Source organism: Spirosoma flavus, from assembly GCF_054778555.1.
The window spans coordinates 1,281,842-1,298,217 of sequence record NZ_BAAGZL010000002.1; the positions used below are offsets into that span (position 1 = coordinate 1,281,842).

Annotated in this window: 11 protein-coding genes and 1 tRNA gene; 8 read left to right on the top strand and 4 right to left on the bottom strand. The window is 47.9% G+C overall.

The window, feature by feature from the left end:
* The first annotated feature begins 94 nt into the window (after nucleotides 1-94).
* The 5 genes from ACYVF1_RS14170 to ACYVF1_RS14190 all read left to right on the top strand — a co-directional run bounded on the left by ACYVF1_RS14170 (nucleotide 95) and on the right by ACYVF1_RS14190 (nucleotide 5,805).
* A complete protein-coding gene (locus ACYVF1_RS14170) occupies nucleotides 95-652 on the top strand; it encodes a hypothetical protein (protein ID WP_461079780.1) in 558 nt (185 codons plus the stop codon).
* Nucleotides 653-760: 108 nt separating this feature from the next.
* A complete protein-coding gene (locus ACYVF1_RS14175) occupies nucleotides 761-1,981 on the top strand; it encodes a hypothetical protein (RefSeq protein ID WP_461079782.1) in 1,221 nt (406 codons plus the stop codon).
* 224 nt (nucleotides 1,982-2,205) lie between these two features.
* On the top strand, nucleotides 2,206-3,069 hold the full coding sequence (locus tag ACYVF1_RS14180; RefSeq protein ID WP_461079784.1) for an SDR family oxidoreductase: 864 nt from the start codon (nucleotides 2,206-2,208) through the stop codon (nucleotides 3,067-3,069).
* A gap of 53 nt (nucleotides 3,070-3,122) precedes the next feature.
* Complete coding sequence (locus ACYVF1_RS14185; RefSeq protein ID WP_461079786.1) at nucleotides 3,123-4,037, top strand: helix-turn-helix domain-containing protein; 915 nt, start codon at nucleotides 3,123-3,125, stop codon at nucleotides 4,035-4,037.
* Between the two features lie 778 nt (nucleotides 4,038-4,815).
* On the top strand, nucleotides 4,816-5,805 hold the full coding sequence (locus ACYVF1_RS14190; protein ID WP_461079788.1) for a phosphotransferase enzyme family protein: 990 nt from the start codon (nucleotides 4,816-4,818) through the stop codon (nucleotides 5,803-5,805).
* A gap of 989 nt (nucleotides 5,806-6,794) precedes the next feature.
* Here ACYVF1_RS14190 and ACYVF1_RS14195 read toward each other — a convergent pair.
* Nucleotides 6,795-6,866, bottom strand: a tRNA-Glu gene (locus ACYVF1_RS14195).
* A gap of 180 nt (nucleotides 6,867-7,046) precedes the next feature.
* On the opposite strand from ACYVF1_RS14195, the gene ACYVF1_RS14200 reads away from it, so the two are divergent.
* The 3 genes from ACYVF1_RS14200 (at nucleotide 7,047) to ACYVF1_RS14210 (ending at nucleotide 12,307) form a co-directional block, all read left to right on the top strand.
* Entirely contained in the window at nucleotides 7,047-9,632 is a 2,586-nt protein-coding gene (locus ACYVF1_RS14200) for a M14 family metallopeptidase (protein ID WP_461079790.1), read from the top strand.
* A 179-nt stretch (nucleotides 9,633-9,811) separates the two neighbouring features.
* Nucleotides 9,812-12,022: a carbohydrate binding family 9 domain-containing protein gene (locus ACYVF1_RS14205; RefSeq protein ID WP_461079792.1), complete on the top strand. Its 2,211-nt coding sequence runs from the start codon at nucleotides 9,812-9,814 to the stop codon at nucleotides 12,020-12,022.
* Nucleotides 12,023-12,118: 96 nt separating this feature from the next.
* Nucleotides 12,119-12,307 (top strand): hypothetical protein, encoded by a 189-nt coding sequence (locus ACYVF1_RS14210; protein ID WP_461079794.1) that lies wholly within the window; start codon nucleotides 12,119-12,121, stop codon nucleotides 12,305-12,307.
* A gap of 78 nt (nucleotides 12,308-12,385) precedes the next feature.
* Here ACYVF1_RS14210 and dapA read toward each other — a convergent pair whose 3' ends face one another.
* The 3 genes from dapA to ligA all read right to left on the bottom strand — a co-directional run bounded on the left by dapA (nucleotide 12,386) and on the right by ligA (nucleotide 16,194).
* Nucleotides 12,386-13,282 carry a 4-hydroxy-tetrahydrodipicolinate synthase gene (dapA, locus tag ACYVF1_RS14215; RefSeq protein WP_461079796.1) on the bottom strand — a complete coding sequence of 299 codons (897 nt, stop codon included), beginning with the start codon at nucleotides 13,280-13,282 and terminating at the stop codon, nucleotides 12,386-12,388.
* Between the two features lie 61 nt (nucleotides 13,283-13,343).
* Nucleotides 13,344-13,913: a DUF3782 domain-containing protein gene (locus ACYVF1_RS14220; protein ID WP_461079798.1), complete on the bottom strand. Its 570-nt coding sequence runs from the start codon at nucleotides 13,911-13,913 to the stop codon at nucleotides 13,344-13,346.
* 91 nt (nucleotides 13,914-14,004) lie between these two features.
* Nucleotides 14,005-16,194 carry an NAD-dependent DNA ligase LigA gene (gene ligA, locus ACYVF1_RS14225; protein WP_461079800.1) on the bottom strand — a complete coding sequence of 730 codons (2,190 nt, stop codon included), beginning with the start codon at nucleotides 16,192-16,194 and terminating at the stop codon, nucleotides 14,005-14,007.
* Between the last annotated feature and the right edge of the window lie 182 nt (nucleotides 16,195-16,376).

Consider the following 16,376-nt stretch of genomic DNA (forward strand, 5'->3'; position numbering starts at 1 on the left):
TTTACTGTTCATTCGCATGTTCTGCTCACTTTTATTTACTGACGTAGCATACCTCTTTCTTCTTTTTTAAAATTCTCTAAAACAACAAATTACAATGAAACCATTACTCAAATCAACCTCATACATCGCGTTGTTTGTACTCTTATTTTCGGCCTGTAGCAAACCGGCAGAAGCGGTTGTTGATCCCGACCGGCAATCTCCTCCCGCACCGGGTGTCGGCGGTAAATGGAGTTATGGTACGTTCTCGCCCAGCAGTTTCTGGGGCACCGACGGCAGCTATCACGGAGCCGCTTCTGAGCAGGCCATGGCTTTCCATTTCACAGCCGACGGTACGTACGAACTGTATGTAATGAACGTAGCAACGTACTACGGCTGCCGCACAGGAGCGTATACGTACTGGAAAGGGAAAGCCAAGTTCAACGAAGACGACAAATCGATCCGGCTAACTCCGGCGCAGGGTACTCAACGGGGTGAATACAGTTGCTATCCTGGCAAAAACTTCAAGCGGGATGCGTCGGACAGCGAGCGAACGAAGGCGCATCAAACACTTCACTACGCTATTGAAACCGATTCGAAAGGTCAGCCTGCGCTACGTCTTTACTTCGGTGACACCGATCAACAAGGGGTACGACTGACAACGGCTAGCTGGTAAGTATTTCAACTTACCATCATTTATTAATCGACTATCTCTTAAGGCCTTACCTTACAGGTCCGTAAGAGACAGGCGACTCATATAATTCTTTTTTTATCAAATCTTACGATGAAATACCTGCTTACCATTCTGTTTTTAGCGCCTTTTTTTGTCCATGCTCAGACCGTTAGTAATCTTGTTTTAACCACGCCCAACTCGACAACACCAGGACGGTTTAACGTATTGGTTGGCCTCAGTGCAGGCAGAGACCTCTCCACAGCTGTTGAGAATGTATTCATGGGCAATGCAGCAGGTGAGTTAACGACCTCTGGCTCCCACAATGTGTTTGTTGGCGTGCGGGCTGGCAGTGAGAATACGACCGGACAGGGTAATACGTTGCTGGGTTACTACGCGGGTCGATATAGCACAACAGCCAATGCCAATTGCTACGTCGGCGGTTTCGCGGGTGAGCGAACCACAACTGGGGCTGGTAATACGTACGTTGGTTATTATGCCGGCAATTCCAACACGACGGGTAGCTCAAACTCCTTTTTTGGCTCTAATAGTGGGCAGGGTACTACCAGTGGTGTTTACAATACATTCATTGGCAATTCTGCCGGTCGGCTCAATACTACGGGCGGGGCCAATGTGTTCATGGGCTATTATGCTGGTGGCGAAAATACGACCGGGTATCAGAACGTTTTGATTGGCCAGGGTGCTGGCGAGATCATTACAACGGGTTACCAGAATGTCATGCTCGGCAGTAATTGTAGTCCGACAAGCAGCACGATTCATGATGCAGTAGCTATTGGTACGAATGCGCGGGTGGCCTTGGACAACGCCATCGTACTCGGCGATCCGACCAATACCAGCATCGCGGTGGGTATCGGTACGGATTCACCCCAGTTTCCCCTTGATGTGCGCGGCACGATTAACCTGCGCAACAATGGCCGCATCAAGTTTGCTCACTTATCGAATCCCTTGTTTCAGGGCACGACCGATCAGTTTTTGACCGTAAATGAACAAGGTGAAACCGTACTGGCTAAGCATCGTCTACGGATCGAAGACGTCAATCAGTGGAGTGATAAAGTGTTTTCCAGATCCTACACTTTACGCCCATTGGCTTCTGTTGCTTCGTATATCCGGGAGCACGGCCATTTGCCGGGTGTACCTTCGGCGGATGAAGTGGTGAAGGAAGGCGTTGATTTGGTTAGGATGAACGCTACGTTGCTGGAAAAGGTGGAAGAATTGACCTTGTATAGTATTGAGCAACATAAAGCGAATCAGCAGCAACAAAAAGAGATTGACGAACTAAAGCTATTGGTTAAAAAGCTAATTGAAAACAGGTAATAAGTCCTGTTTAGATTGCTTCTTCTCATAAAAGGCTCCACTAGGACATTTGGCGAAACGGCGAATCTGTGGTTTATCGGGGCAGCAGCGGCTAGCCGTCCGTGCCATAGCTTTTTTTAATGGTATTTCCACAGGAGTTAATTTGGCTACGACAATCACAAATTCGACTACGTCTGAGTAATGGCTAAGGCCGACCTTTGTCTTAACCAAAACACAACAGCATTATGATTTTAGTAACCGGAGCTACCGGCCAACTGGGCACCACAGTTATCAACCAGTTACTGCAAAAAATACCAGTCAGTCAGATTGCTGCCTTCGTGCGGGATGAAACTAAAGCCGTAAATCTGATTAAACAGGGTGTTACCACACACATAGGTACCTACGACGACACCCAGAGCCTTGACCGCGCTATGCAAGGAATAGAAACAGTCCTGTTGATTGCTGGTACAGACGAAGAAAACCGAGTTCGCCAGCACAAGCATGTAGTCGATGCAGCCAAGAAAGCTCGTGTAGAACGAATTGCTTACACGAGCCGGGCACTGAGAGATCCGGCAACGCTGGTCAACCGATTGATGGATGGCCACTTTCAGACCGAGGACTATATCAAAGCCAGTGGACTGCCCTACACGCTGTTTCAGAATATTCTGTATATGGATGCTATTCCTCAGTTTGTGGGCGGTGACGCCGTTTTCGAGCGGGGTATCTACTTGCCAGCTGGACAGGGAAGGGTTGCCCTGGCACTACGTAGCGAGATGGGTGAAGCGATGGCAAATGCCCTGACTACGACCACGGAAGGTAACCTAACGTATCAGCTCACCGGCAGCGAGTCTTATTCGTTTTATGACGTAGCGACTGCCCTAACTACCCTATCAGGTAAGTCGGTAACGTATACGCCAGCAGAACTAGCCCCATTTGAGGCTCAACTTATCGGACGCGGTTTGTCGGATGTCGTAGCCCGGCGAATCACCGGGTTTATAACTGATATTGCCAATGGTCAGGAAGACATTATCAGTCCTGACCTGGAAAAGCTGCTTGGTCGAAAGCCGACGGCACTTAACGAAGGGCTAAACTCGTTATTTAAGCTGTAACATGGGTTATCTGGCTTCACGTAGAAAAATCCAGGTACTGCGCTTATTGACTTATGCCAACTGAACCGATCCTCAGAATAGATAGCATATTCGCTTATCATCAATTGGCTGGCCTTCCTAAACCATGCCACCCGCTCATTAGCGTTGTTCGGTTTGAAGACATCAGGCCACGGGGAATTGATGCCCCAAAAAGCATTGTTAACAACTTCTATTCAATCGCGCTAAAAAGGAATTTTAACGGTCGACTGAAATACGGGCAACAGCCATATGATTTCGACGATGGTGTAATGGTCTTTTTAGCACCCGGTCAAGTGTTAACCGTTACAGCTGACGAGGCCCATGAGCATACAGGTTGGCTGTTAATGATGCACGCTGATTTTTTGTGGCATACACCCCTGGCTAAAACGATTCGGCAGTATGACTATTTTGACTATTCAGTTCATGAAGCTCTCTTTTTGTCTGAAAAGGAGGAGTCAGTGATTGATGGCATCATCCAGCAAATTCAGCAGGAATATCAGGCTCCCATCGATAAGTTCAGTCAGAACATCATCATTGCTCAACTCGATGTGCTGCTCAATTATGCCGAGCGGTTTTACCAGCGGCAGTTTGTTACCCGTAGGCCCATCAACCATGAGTTTATCGACCGATTTGAAGTTCTACTAGAGGCTTATTTTGAGGGTGATCAGTTGATTCAATCGGGCTTGCCAACGGTGGGCTATCTGGCAGAACAACTCCATTTGTCTCCGACCTATCTAAGTAGTTTGCTAAAAACACTGACCGGGCAAAACACCCAGCAACATATTCATGAAAAGCTGATTGGGAAGGCCAAAGAAATGCTGTCTACGACTAGCTTGTCAATTAGTGAAATTGCTTACAAACTGGGTTTTGAGCACCCACAATCGTTCAGCAAGTTATTTAAGTTGAAGACAGATTCCTCTCCAATCGCATTTCGACAATCATTCAATTAAGCTAGCTTTGAGTATGTTGACGAATCAGATATACTATTAGTCAATAGATAACCCTTTATAGACCCTTCAAACATTCAGGTTCTCATAAATCCATCCTACTTGAAACGAACAAGCGTCCATGTGTCTGCTGCATAATTTGGGCGTTTAAAGAGAAAGTATACACGTTATTTTTAATCCCCTTTCCTTCTAAAATCCCTAATGGTTTTTCCATCATAGCGAAACACATCACTGGTAGCCCCCAAAGCGCCAAACCAAATACTTCCATCGTTCGCTTCCATTAGTCCACAAAGCATTCCCGGCCCTTCTATTGACATTATTTCAGTTACAGCTGGCTTTTCATTGTACAGCGATTTTTGATCGTACCGTGAAAGTGTCCAGACATTTCCATTAGGAGGATGTACACTACCCGTAGTCCAGATGTTACCTTTTTTATCTTCGATTATAGCTGAAGCACCTCTCTTCGATACCAATGTATACGTACTGCCGTCATAGCGCTAAAGACCATCATTATCACCGCAGCAAAACTAAATGCTTCTACCCCATCGGCTGTAAATCACCTGTAATAGAAAAGTAACGAAATGTAAATGCAGCCGCTTCGGCGCAGGGCGGCCTGTGCCGTTCGATTTATGGACTGCTATGGATTTTTGCTCCTAAGAAGTAAGATATATTGTACAACTGCCTCACAAAATCGCTCCTATGCTGAAGCGATAAGTGGCCGCTTGATGATTGTCAGATGTAGTTCTAATAAGCCTATCCACTTAAGGCTTATCTTGCTGCCATGAAATCGATTTTTCCCGCCATCTATTCGACGCTTTCCCCGCATGCCCTGGCGGATTTCCTCACTGAGCGCTATTCACTAGACTCTGTTCATTGCACCTTTCTGGTTCGAGGGGTGGGTGATACCTATTTAGTCGACTCCGCCCAGGGGCGCTTTATTCTTCGGATCTACCGCTCCACTCACCGAAGCCTGTCCCACGTCAAGGCGGAAGTAGCCTTGCTGCTGGCTCTCAAGCAAGCAGGCGTATCCGTGTCTTATCCCATTGCGGATCGGATGGGAGAGTCGATTCAACAACTGGACGCAGTGGAAGGCTCACGCTGTGCGGTGCTCTTTAGTTATGCCCCCGGCCAGCCAGCGAGATTACTGAGCAACAGCCAGCTTCGCTCGCTGGGTCATGAAATGGCGCGCTTTCACCAAGTGTCATCCACCATCATATTGCCTGGAGAGCGCTGGACTTTTGATTTAGATACCACCTTGTTCCAGCCACTGGACCGATTAGAATCCGCCTTTGGCGACGATCAGGAAAGTTACCTCTTCTTGCAGCAAGCCGCCCGCCAAGTCGAAACGAAGATAGGTCAGGTAGACACATCAGGATTCTTGAGGGGCTATTGCCATTTTGACCTGCTGCCTAAAAACATGCATTTTGAGGGGGATTCGGTTACCATTTTTGACTTTGATTTTATGGGCTACGGTTGGTTGGTGAATGATCTGGTTTCGTTTTGGCAATACCTGGCCCTGGAGGTTTATGCTGGCAGGATGACGTCGTCAGCCTTTGAGGAGGCCTTCGCTATTTTTCTTGAGAGCTATCAAACCGGCCATCCGATTAGTGAGCAGGAGTTAGCATTGGTTCCTTACCTGAGTCTAGGCTTTTGGCTTTTTTACATGGGCTTTCACACGACCCATGACCAGTTTTACAGTTATGTCCATGGGGCCCAATTGAAGGTCTATACCGGTTTCTTAAGGCATTTGGCGGGAGCTTATTGGGCCTAGCCAACTTAAGAGTACAGGGTAAAACTGGCTGATCCAGTTAGGCTATTGCTAAATTCTCAAAAAAAGCTCCCAGCGTGAGACAATGAGGCCTTCATATACCTGTTCCACAATTGTGGAGAGTGGCTGTAATACACCCCAGATCGCTTCCATAGTCACAGATTAAAAGACACGAATAAGTTGTCTGGATGTAGAACCAGTGCCTAGGTAGTGATTTGGTGCCAATCTTTTTTCACTAACCATTTCTCCAGATTGTAAGCCGTCGCTGGATAGGGATTGATCAACTAAGGTAGTTATTTCCATCTCCTCAGATTGGGGCATATGGTGATAATGGCGAGTCGTCAGCTTTAAGTTTTTTTATTGTCTATTTTCTAGACTTAACTCAATCACCAGTTGTTTGAGGGCCTCGTTTTCTGATTTAATCGACTGCACTTCGGGTGCAGTGGCTCCTAAGTCGTATCCCCCGGTATTCGTTTTTTACAGGCTTCTAAGAACTCTTTACTGCTTCGGCGTTCCGATCCAGCGGTAATAAATAGGGGTATTGAGGGCTTCTCGTCGACAGATTTCGGCTACGAACTACTTACCCTACAAGCCTTCGGAGACAATGCGGATCTTTTCTTCAGTGGTGTACTGCCGTCGAGTTTACCGTTGAATGTTTTTAATGAATATCGCCGGTTTGCGATCAGAGGAAGTTGCTTGAGCCGTTCTGTTATGTTTAGATAGGTTTTTTTAGTTGAATTGGAAATAGCTAAGGTGGCTTGGTGAAACAATTTATTGGATTGTCTCTTCCATTTTTATCCAATTTGATTTGACGACGTACACTAGTCATTAAACGAGAATCTTCCCGTTTTTTGTCCGTTAAAAATCCCGTTACCGGAAAGTTAAACGCAGAGTTACCCGGAACTGAAAGGCGGGGTTTCAGGTGTATAGGGCCTGAAAACAAAAAAACCAGCCGGGTGAGGGCTGGTTTTATGTGTTAGACAGTGGCCTAGTGACCGATACGGGAATCGAACCCGTGTTACCGCCGTGAAAGGGCGATGTCCTAACCGCTAGACGAATCGGCCGTCTTGTGTACAAGACCCAACGTTTTAGCTTGTAAGCCGCTGCGTTGGCGAAACGTGGTGCAAAGGTACTGTTATGTTTTTATAATGCAATATCCCACTGCAAATTTTTAGCAAAAAAAGGGTTGCTACCTGTTTTCCTGCTATTTTTGAGAAGATTAGCTTTTCACCGTTTTCTCCTTCATGAAATCTGTTTTCCTCTGTATGAGTCTCATTGCCGCTACGTTAGCAGCGGCTGCTCAAACAACTCCTTCATCAACCAGCTCTTCATCCGGTTCCGTCGATTCACCTGAAAAATTTCTTGGCTATACCATCGGCGAACGCTTTACGCCCCATTATCGCGTGCTGGCTTATGCCGAACAAGTTGCCCGGCAGCGTTCTAATCGGGTAAAACTTCTGCCCTATGGCACTACTCACGAAGGCCGCCAACTGATGGTGGTTGCTGTAGGCTCGGAAGCTAACATGGCCCGGCTCGAAGAAATTCGAACGAACAATTTGAAACGTATCGGTCTGCTTGATGGAACGCCAACCTCAGCAACCCAACCGCCCATTGCCTGGCTCAGCTACAATGTGCACGGCAATGAAGCTGTTAGCTCAGAGGCTTTTATGGAAGTTTTATATCGACTGCTGAGTCCGACAGATGCCGTATCGCAGAAAATTATTAATTCAACCGTCGTTCTGCTCGACCCCGGATTAAACCCTGATGGCCACGATCGCTACGTGAATTGGTACAATCAGATGGTAGGACGTAGCGCGGACCCAACCCCGTCGGCCCGCGAGCATAACGAACCCTGGCCCGGAGGTCGCTATACGCACTACCTGTTCGACCCTAACCGTGACTGGGCGTGGCAAACGCAGGAAATCACCCAGCAACGAATGACCCTCTATCAGCAATGGATGCCACATCTCCATGGTGATTTTCACGAAATGGGCGTTGAAAGTCCGTATTATTTTGCACCATCGGCCAAGCCTTATCACGAAGATATTACGCCTTTCCAGCGGAAATTTCAACAGACCATCGGTGAGTATTGCAGCCGCTATTTCGACCGCAACGGCTGGCTCTACTACACTCGCGAACGGTTCGATTTATTTTACCCAAGTTACGGCGATACCTATCCAACTTACAACGGTGCCATTGGCATGACCTTCGAGCAGGGCGGCAGCGGACGAGCCGGACTGGCCATCGAGAAAGCCGACGGTGATACGTTAACCCTTCGCCAACGTATCGACCACCATTATGCGGCCAGCATTGCTACGTTAGAATCAGTAGCTGACCGACCAGCTGAAATCGTGAAAGAATTTGGGCAGTTTTTCGATAAAGCACGTAACACGCCTATTGGTACGTATAAGAGCTACGTTATCAAGTGGCCAAAAGACGATAACGGCGGACGAGTGAAAGCGCTTCTTCAGTTGCTGGAACGTAACAAAATTCGCTACGGGTATGCCGGCAAATCTCTGAACGCGCCCGGCTTCAATTACAATACGCAGAAGAATGATAAGAGCGTAGCTGTAGCCGCTGAAGACGTGGTTATCAGCGCCTATCAGCCCAAATCGACGCTTTTAAAAATACTGTTCGAGCAGAATTCTGCCCTCGAAGACTCTGCTACGTATGATATTACGGCCTGGTCATTGCCGTATGCGTTTGGGCTGCAAACCTATGGGCTTACTACCCGACTGGAGCCATCCAGCACGATGTCGGTTCCGACCACACCAACTTCGACAACCACAGCGGCTTCATCCAGAGCGTATGCCTATCTGATTAAATGGAAATCGTTACCAGCCGCTCAGACGCTGGCATCCCTGTTGAAGCAGAAAATCAGAGTGCGGGCTGCCGAAAAACCCTTCGAACTGGATGGTAAAACCTATCCGTCAGGCACGTTAATTGTGCCGCGCGCGGGCAACGAACGACTCGGCGACCGGTTCGATACAATTGTGAAGAAGATCGCTACGATGACCGGTTCCGGTTTCGAACCGGTTCAAACGGGCTTCGTCGCCAAAGGTTCGGATTTCGGGTCTGATTTTGTAACGGGTCTGAAAGCGCCCCGTGTGGCACTGGTTATGGGCGATGGCACCCCTCCCCCATCGGCGGGCGAAGTGTGGCATTTCTTCGATCAGGAATTGAACTACCCCATTACGTTGGTCGATGGCAATGCACTGGGTAACGTAGAATGGAACAAGCTCGACGTACTAATTTTGCCTACGAATTATAACTACGCCCGCTTTCTGAACGACCGGGTTCTGTCGTCGTTACGTGAGTGGATTCGGGCAGGCGGAAAGCTGATTGCGATGGAAAGGGCAGCCGCTTTTTTGGCTGGTCGTGACGGTTTTGAGTTGAAAGAAAAAGCTCCACAGGATGGTGATAAAAAAGAGAAAAAGGGTAATCCTTCCGACTCCGTTAAACTATACGCCGACCGGGAACGTACTGCCATCTCCGATGATATTCCGGGTAGTATTTACCGGGTCAACGTTGATACGTCGCACCCACTGGGCTTCGGGCTAACCGACGGGTATTACACACTGGTGCAAAACGCCTTTAATTTTGATTTCCTAAAGGATGGCTGGAACGTAGGCTATCTGAAAAGCGATAATTACGTCGCTGGTTTTTCGGGACGTAACGCCCGGGAGAAATTAAAAAATACGTTGCTTATGGGAGTACAAAATGTGGGCCGGGGCAGCATCGTGTATCTGGCCGACGACCCGCTGTTCCGGGGCTTCTGGTACAATGGCAAACTGTTGTTCAGCAATGCCGTTTTTATGGTTGGAAATTGATACGTTAACGTAGTGAATTATACTCATTTAGGTCAGTAAAAACATAAAGACGCAACGTTTATAAATACGTTGTGTCTTTATGTTTTATTGGCTGTCTGAGTAAAAGGTAATGGGAGAATTACTTAATGTAGTAAGCAACTCCTTCGTCAATACTTGTCTTTCTTAAACTTATTGGTTTGGTGAAAATTTTCCTGCCACTTGCTTTTATTATTCTATTAGTTAGTCCTTCGCTGGTGCGGGCGCAGAAGAAAAATGAACAGTACCAGTTACACATCAGTCGTGCTCAATCGCCTGTCGTAATCGATGGAATTGTGGACGAACCTGCCTGGCAGGCTGCCGAAGTCGCCACCGATTTTTGGATGGTGCTTCCAATGGATACCAGCAAGGCGCGCGTGCGGACCGAAGTACGCATGACGTACGACGATCACAACGTTTACCTGAGTGCCGTTTGTTTTCATGGTTACGTAGAAGGCCCATACATGGTCGAATCGCTCCGGCGCGACTGGGCATTTACCAAGAATGATAATTTCATCTTCTTTATGGACCCCTTCGACGACCAGACTAATGGGTTTACGTTTGGAGCGAATGCCGCGGGTGCTCAGTGGGATGGCTTGCTGTACGAAGGTGGTAAAGCGAACCTTAGCTGGGATAATAAATGGACATCGGTTGTCAAAAATTACGCCGACCGCTACGTTCTTGAACTGGCGATTCCGTTCAAAACCATTCGGTATAAAAAAGGTATTAGCCGATGGGGCATCAATTTCAGTCGATTGGATTTAAAAACCACCGAAAAATCATCCTGGACGCCCATTCAGCGACAATTTCCAACCGCTTCGTTGGCCTTGACTGGTGTATTGATCTGGGATCAACCACCCCCACAACCGGGTCCTAATATCTCCATAATTCCGTATACGCTAGCTGCTTTAACGCGTGATTATCAGAACAATGTACCCAATCAGTACCGTTTCGATGCTGGTCTTGATGCAAAGGTGGCCGTTACGTCATCGCTGAATCTAGACCTGACCGTGAATCCGGATTTCTCGCAGGTTGATGTTGACCAACAGGTAACCAACCTCGACCGTTTCGAGCTTTTCTTCCCGGAACGCCGGCAATTCTTTCTCGAAAATGGCGACCAGTTCACTAATTTCGGCTACGACCGTATCCGTCCTTTTTTCAGTCGACGTATCGGCTTGGGTGGGGTTCCGATCCGCTTCGGAGCGCGGCTCAGTGGTAAGCTAAACAAGGACTGGCGCATGGGTCTCATGGATATGCAGACAGGCCAAGTTGACGAAACAGGACTGCCCGCGCAAAACTTCGCTGTATTTGCTCTGCAACGACGCGTTTTTGCCCGCTCGAACATCGGAATGATGTTCGTCAATAAAGAATCTCTTTCATATACGCCAACACCTGACAAACCGACTTATTCGCGCTACAACCGCAATCTCGGGTTTGAATACAATCTGGCTTCAGCTAATAATCTGTGGACGGGTAAGGCATTGTATGTTAAATCATTCCGCCCCGATCAGCCCGGCGACGATGCTGTCTATGCGGGTAATCTACAATACACCAGCCGCAAATGGCTGATTGGTGGTCAGGTCGAAGCGGTTGGCAAAAACTACACAGCCGAAGCGGGTTACGTTCCGCGCCTGGGCTACGAACGCGGCATGGCTACGTTAGGGTACACGTTTCTGCCATCGGGAGGTAACGTACTGAACCACGGACCCGTGCTTACCTCTACGTATTTTTTCGACCCAAACTGGAAACAAAGCGACAACGAAAGTATTCTGAGTTATGCGTTTACGTTCCGCAGCCGCAGTACGTTCACAGGCTGGATCGCAACCGATTACGTCCGACTTTTACAACCCTTCGACCCTACGAACACGGGTCGTGAAACGTTGGCCACCAACACGGAGCATAACTGGACAGCCTGGGGTACCGAGTTTATTTCCAAACCGCAAAGTGTTTTTACGTACGGATTTACAACGCGATACGGTGGGTATTACGAAAACGGAACGCGCCTGAACCTCACTGCTACGTTAGGATATCGTATTCAGCCTTACGTAAGTCTGGCGGCCACAGCGAGTTACAATGACATTCGGTTACGCCAGCCCTGGGGACGTACTACGTTCTGGTTAATTAGCCCCCGTTTCGACTTTACGGTGACTAATACGTTGTATCTCACTACGTTTGTTCAGTATAATGAGCAGCAGAAAAACATGAATGTGAACGCCCGAATTCAGTGGCGTTACAAACCAGCCTCCGACTTTTTCTTGGTTTATACCGACAATTATCTACCCAATTCAGGCCAGATTGGCCAGGACGTACCGGGCTTCTTCTCCGTTAAAAACCGGGCTCTAGTCCTGAAATGGACATATTGGTGGAATCTTTAATGTGTTGGGCTTAAAACAAACGGAGATTGTACTAGTTAATTGTGCATCCTGCCATCTAAAGGCAGTACATATCCTACACAAAACCAGTCAACGTTTATGAAAGCGCTAGTTAAGTTTCTCCCAATGGCCTTTGTTGCCTTCTTTCTTACATTCTTTCTGACCAGTTGCGAAGCAATCGGCGATATTTTTAAAGCGGGCGCCTGGACGGGTGCTATCCTGGTTATCCTGGGAATTGGTATTGTTATCTGGCTCATATCCAAGCTATTTGGTGGCGGCAACTCCTGATAATTTTTCTGTTGAATGCAAAAAGGTTGCTTCCACTAGTTGAGAAGCAACCTTTTTTGTAGTGTCGATAGTGCTACGTTATGCCACTAATTCCAGCAGCCCATCGCGTTGAAGCACAGCCCGTTGGCGTTCACTGAGGTCGTCGGATGCCCGCATAAGCGGTAAGCGTACCTCTGCAGAAATCAGGTTGAGGATTTCCATAATATTCTTAACTCCTACCGGATTCCCTTCTTCGTAAAGGAGAGGATCGATACGTAGGAAATGGCCCAACTCCTTCTGAGCAAAGGCAAAATCGCCTTTCAGCGCAGCGTCTATCATGCCGGAGAATTTGGCCGGGAACGCGTTGGCAATCACGGACATAACACCTACTCCACCGATACTGATGAGTGGAACCGCCTGCACATCATCACCGGAGATGAGCAGAAAATCATCGGGTTTATCACGCACAATTTCCATGCATTGCTCAATGACGCAGGAAGCTTCCTTTACACCGATAATGTTCGGGTGTTGTGCTAGTTCGCAAATGGTTTCAGCAGACATGTTGATACCCGTCCGAAACGGAATGTTGTACAGAATTACCGGTACGGGGCAGGCATCGGCAATGCGCGTAAAGTGCTCAATGACACCGCGTTTACCAGGTTTATTATAGTAAGGGCAAACCGACAGAATAGCGTCGACACCCTCAAAGTCAATATCTTTCATACCTGACACTACGTCGGATGTTACGTTACCACCAACACCAAACACTATAGGCAGGTTACTCGGGTTGTTTTCCTTTAGGTATTGTAGCAATTGTTTCTTCTCCTGCTTCGTCACCGTTGGCGATTCGCCGGTAGTACCCTGCAGAACAACGTAACGGACACCTCCCTCGGAGATGTGTCGGATAATGCGACCAAAGCCGTCGAAATCAATTGACTGGTCGGCATTGAAGGGCGTCACAATGGCGACGCCGACGCCGTGAAATTTGGTTTCCATTTGCGGAGACAAAAATGTATGTTACCACAAAGTTACGGGAATTTCATGTGGAGTTCCGCGTTCATGCCATGACTTCCGTAGAGAAATCTTTCGGAACAAAATAAGCAGGCGTTTTCAACTCAAATACTTCGTCATGAATGGAAGCCACAAAAAGCCCTGCTCGCTGCGCTTCTTCGCGCTGTTCCATTGCTCCACTGACGCAGGCAATAATGCCGAATATTTTCTTACCAGCATGTTCGGGGTGCAGGCGTCGGAAGCGGTCAATTGTCTTCAGCGTTTGTTCGATATCCCGTTTTCGGAGATGACTTTTTACTTCAACAATTATGGCTATGTTAACCTCTCCATTCGCTAATCCTAATACGTCAATTTCTAACGTATCGGCCCCGGCGTGAGTGGTGTAGTTTGCTGCAACGGTGGTTATGCCAAACTGTTTCCGCAGTACATTTTGCATCGACGGGAAGGCCATCCCTTCGGTAAACGTACCGAATTTATTACCGATATCGCCCACAATTTTAGCGACACGACTTATTTCTTTATCGTTTTCACGCTGTTGTTCAGCATTTTCGCGTTGCTTCTCAGAAATTTCCTTCAGAATAGCCCGAATATCATCAAAACCAGAATTGGCCTCCATTTCAACTCAGATTGTTTAGTGTACTGAAGACGAAGAAATGCGAAAAAGTAACGTAGCGGGATGGTCGGCCGCGCTACGTTATGGTAATAGCTTACACCTCCAGCATCGCCATGAACTCGTCTTCACTAATCATTGGTACGTTGAGTTTCTGCGCTTTATCGACTTTTGAGGGCCCCGCGTTTTCGCCGACAATCAGGTAGTTCAGTTTTTTGGAGATACCACTCAGCAGTTTACCACCATTAGCCACGATCCGGGTTTCAAGTTCTTCGCGTGTGAAATTGGCGAATGTTCCCGAGTAAAGAAAAGTCTTGCCTGCCAACGTATCACCTTCTTGTTCAACTACTTTCTTCTCCCCCACAAACTGCAATCCGGCTGATCGAAGCCGTTCCACATAGGCCCGGTTATCGACATCGGAAAACCATGCGACGATGCTCTCCGCGATACGGGGCCCTGTATCTGGAACGCCCAGTAATTCATCCAACGTAGCATTCATAATGGCATCCATCGAACCAAAATAGTCGACCAGTTTTTCGGCGGTTGTGTTACCAACGTAGCGAATACCCAACGCAAATAATACGTTAGCCAGGGACTGTGCTTTCGAGCGTTCAATGGCCGTTAGAATATTTTCGACTGTTTTCTCCCGGAAACTAACCACTCGTTTTTTACCTGGAACAGCTTCGCCAGTTGCGGTGTCAATGGTCTCTTCTTCGATATATGTCTTTTCAAGCCCCAGCAGTTTGTCGTGTGTGAGGTCATATAGATCGGCGGGCGTTTCGACTAAGCCCCGGTCAATGAGTAATTCTATTTTGCCTTCACCCAAGCTCTCGATGTTCATGGCCCGGCGTTGAATAAAATGTTCAAAACGGCTCTGTCGCTGTGGTGGACAGCCTCGTTCGTTGGGGCAATAAAAATGTGCTTCGCCCTCTTTCCGAACCAGGGGAGTTCCACAGGCCGGGCAGGTTGTTGGATAAATAATCGGCTGGCTTTTGTCGGTACGTCGGTTCAGATCTACGCCGGTTATTTTCGGGATAATTTCACCGCCTTTTTCAACGAACACTGTATCATATAATTGGACGCCCAACCGCTCAATTTCATTGGCGTTATGCAGCGAAGCCCGCTTTACGGTCGTACCAGCCAACAACACGGGCGTTAGTAAAGCCACCGGCGTAACGGCCCCCGTCCGTCCAACCTGGTACCGGATGCCTTGTAAAATCGTACTGGCGGCCAACGCTTTATATTTAAAGGCAATGGCCCATCGCGGACTTTTGGCCGTATAACCCAGTTCGCGTTGCTGGTCGTAGCGGTTTACTTTGATAACGATTCCGTCCGTCCCCAGTGGCAGGTCAAAACGTTTGGTTTCCCACTCGTTAATATAATCCATTACGCCCCGAATGTCGGCGCATTTCCGCCAGGTGGGCGATACGTTAAATCCCCACTCTTTCATGGCAATCAGGCTTTCTTCGTGGGTTTGGAAGATGTCCTGTTCCGACAGAAAGGAATAGATATAACAATCGAGCCGCCGACGCGCCACAGCCGCCGAATCCTGCTGTTTAAACGTACCGGAAGCCGCATTACGTGGATTAGCGAGCAATGGTTCGCCAATATCTTCCCGTTCTTTATTAATGCGATTAAACTCTGCCAACGGCAAAAAGCCTTCACCCCGAACTTCAAAAAGGTCGGGGATGGCAGAGGTTGGTGGACTTGGGACTGAGGGCGTTACGTTGCTGTTTGAGAAGAGAGCTAATTGTCCAGAACCTTCGTCCCCTCCTTCCTTTGCCCCGTGCCCTTTGCCCGCTGCCCTTTGCCTTTCCACACGTAGTGGCACCGTGCGGATGGTACGTATGTTGTTTGTGATATCGTCACCATGCACGCCATCGCCACGGGTAGCGCCTTGAATCAATACGCCATTTTCGTAGGTCATGCTGAGGGCGACGCCATCAAATTTTAGTTCGCAGACGTATTCATAAGGTTGTCCGTTCAGACCCTTTCGGACGCGGTTGTCGAATTCGATCAGATCATTTTCGGAATACGTATTACCCAGCGAGAGCATCGGAAATCGGTGGTAGACCGTCGCAAATTCTTTGCTAATGGTCCCTCCAACGCGCACCGTCGGCGAATCGGACCGGCGCAATTCCGGATATTGTTTTTCCAGTTCAGTCAGTTCGGTCAACAGCTGATCGAACGTGAAATCATCGACTTCCGAAATACTGTTCTGGTAATACTGATGATTATAATAATTCAGACGGTCTGAAAGTTCAGCGATACGTTCCTGGGGATTCATATAATAAGTTGTTAATCACGGGTCAATAGTGGTTAGTCGATAGGTACTAGTCAATTGTTGCTGACGACTGCAACTTCAATGCGTCAGTCATAACCACTGATGACGATCGACTAATGACGATCAACTGCTCTGGCAATATTGGGTTTGTTTCCTCGTTCAAGCAAAAAAATAGTAGTTTTACG

What these genes read in the sequence shown, in the direction of transcription:
- ACYVF1_RS14170 (WP_461079780.1), top strand. Translation starts at nt 95, where the DNA reads ATGAAACCATTACTCAAATCAACCTCATACATCGCGTTGTTTGTACTC.
- ACYVF1_RS14175 (WP_461079782.1), top strand. Translation starts at nt 761, where the DNA reads ATGAAATACCTGCTTACCATTCTGTTTTTAGCGCCTTTTTTTGTCCAT.
- ACYVF1_RS14180 (WP_461079784.1), top strand. Translation starts at nt 2,206, where the DNA reads ATGATTTTAGTAACCGGAGCTACCGGCCAACTGGGCACCACAGTTATC.
- ACYVF1_RS14185 (WP_461079786.1), top strand. Translation starts at nt 3,123, where the DNA reads ATGCCAACTGAACCGATCCTCAGAATAGATAGCATATTCGCTTATCAT.
- ACYVF1_RS14190 (WP_461079788.1), top strand. Translation starts at nt 4,816, where the DNA reads ATGAAATCGATTTTTCCCGCCATCTATTCGACGCTTTCCCCGCATGCC.
- ACYVF1_RS14200 (WP_461079790.1), top strand. Translation starts at nt 7,047, where the DNA reads ATGAAATCTGTTTTCCTCTGTATGAGTCTCATTGCCGCTACGTTAGCA.
- ACYVF1_RS14210 (WP_461079794.1), top strand. Translation starts at nt 12,119, where the DNA reads ATGAAAGCGCTAGTTAAGTTTCTCCCAATGGCCTTTGTTGCCTTCTTT.
- dapA (WP_461079796.1), bottom strand. Translation starts at nt 13,282, where the DNA reads ATGGAAACCAAATTTCACGGCGTCGGCGTCGCCATTGTGACGCCCTTC.
- ACYVF1_RS14220 (WP_461079798.1), bottom strand. Translation starts at nt 13,913, where the DNA reads ATGGAGGCCAATTCTGGTTTTGATGATATTCGGGCTATTCTGAAGGAA.
- ligA (WP_461079800.1), bottom strand. Translation starts at nt 16,194, where the DNA reads ATGAATCCCCAGGAACGTATCGCTGAACTTTCAGACCGTCTGAATTAT.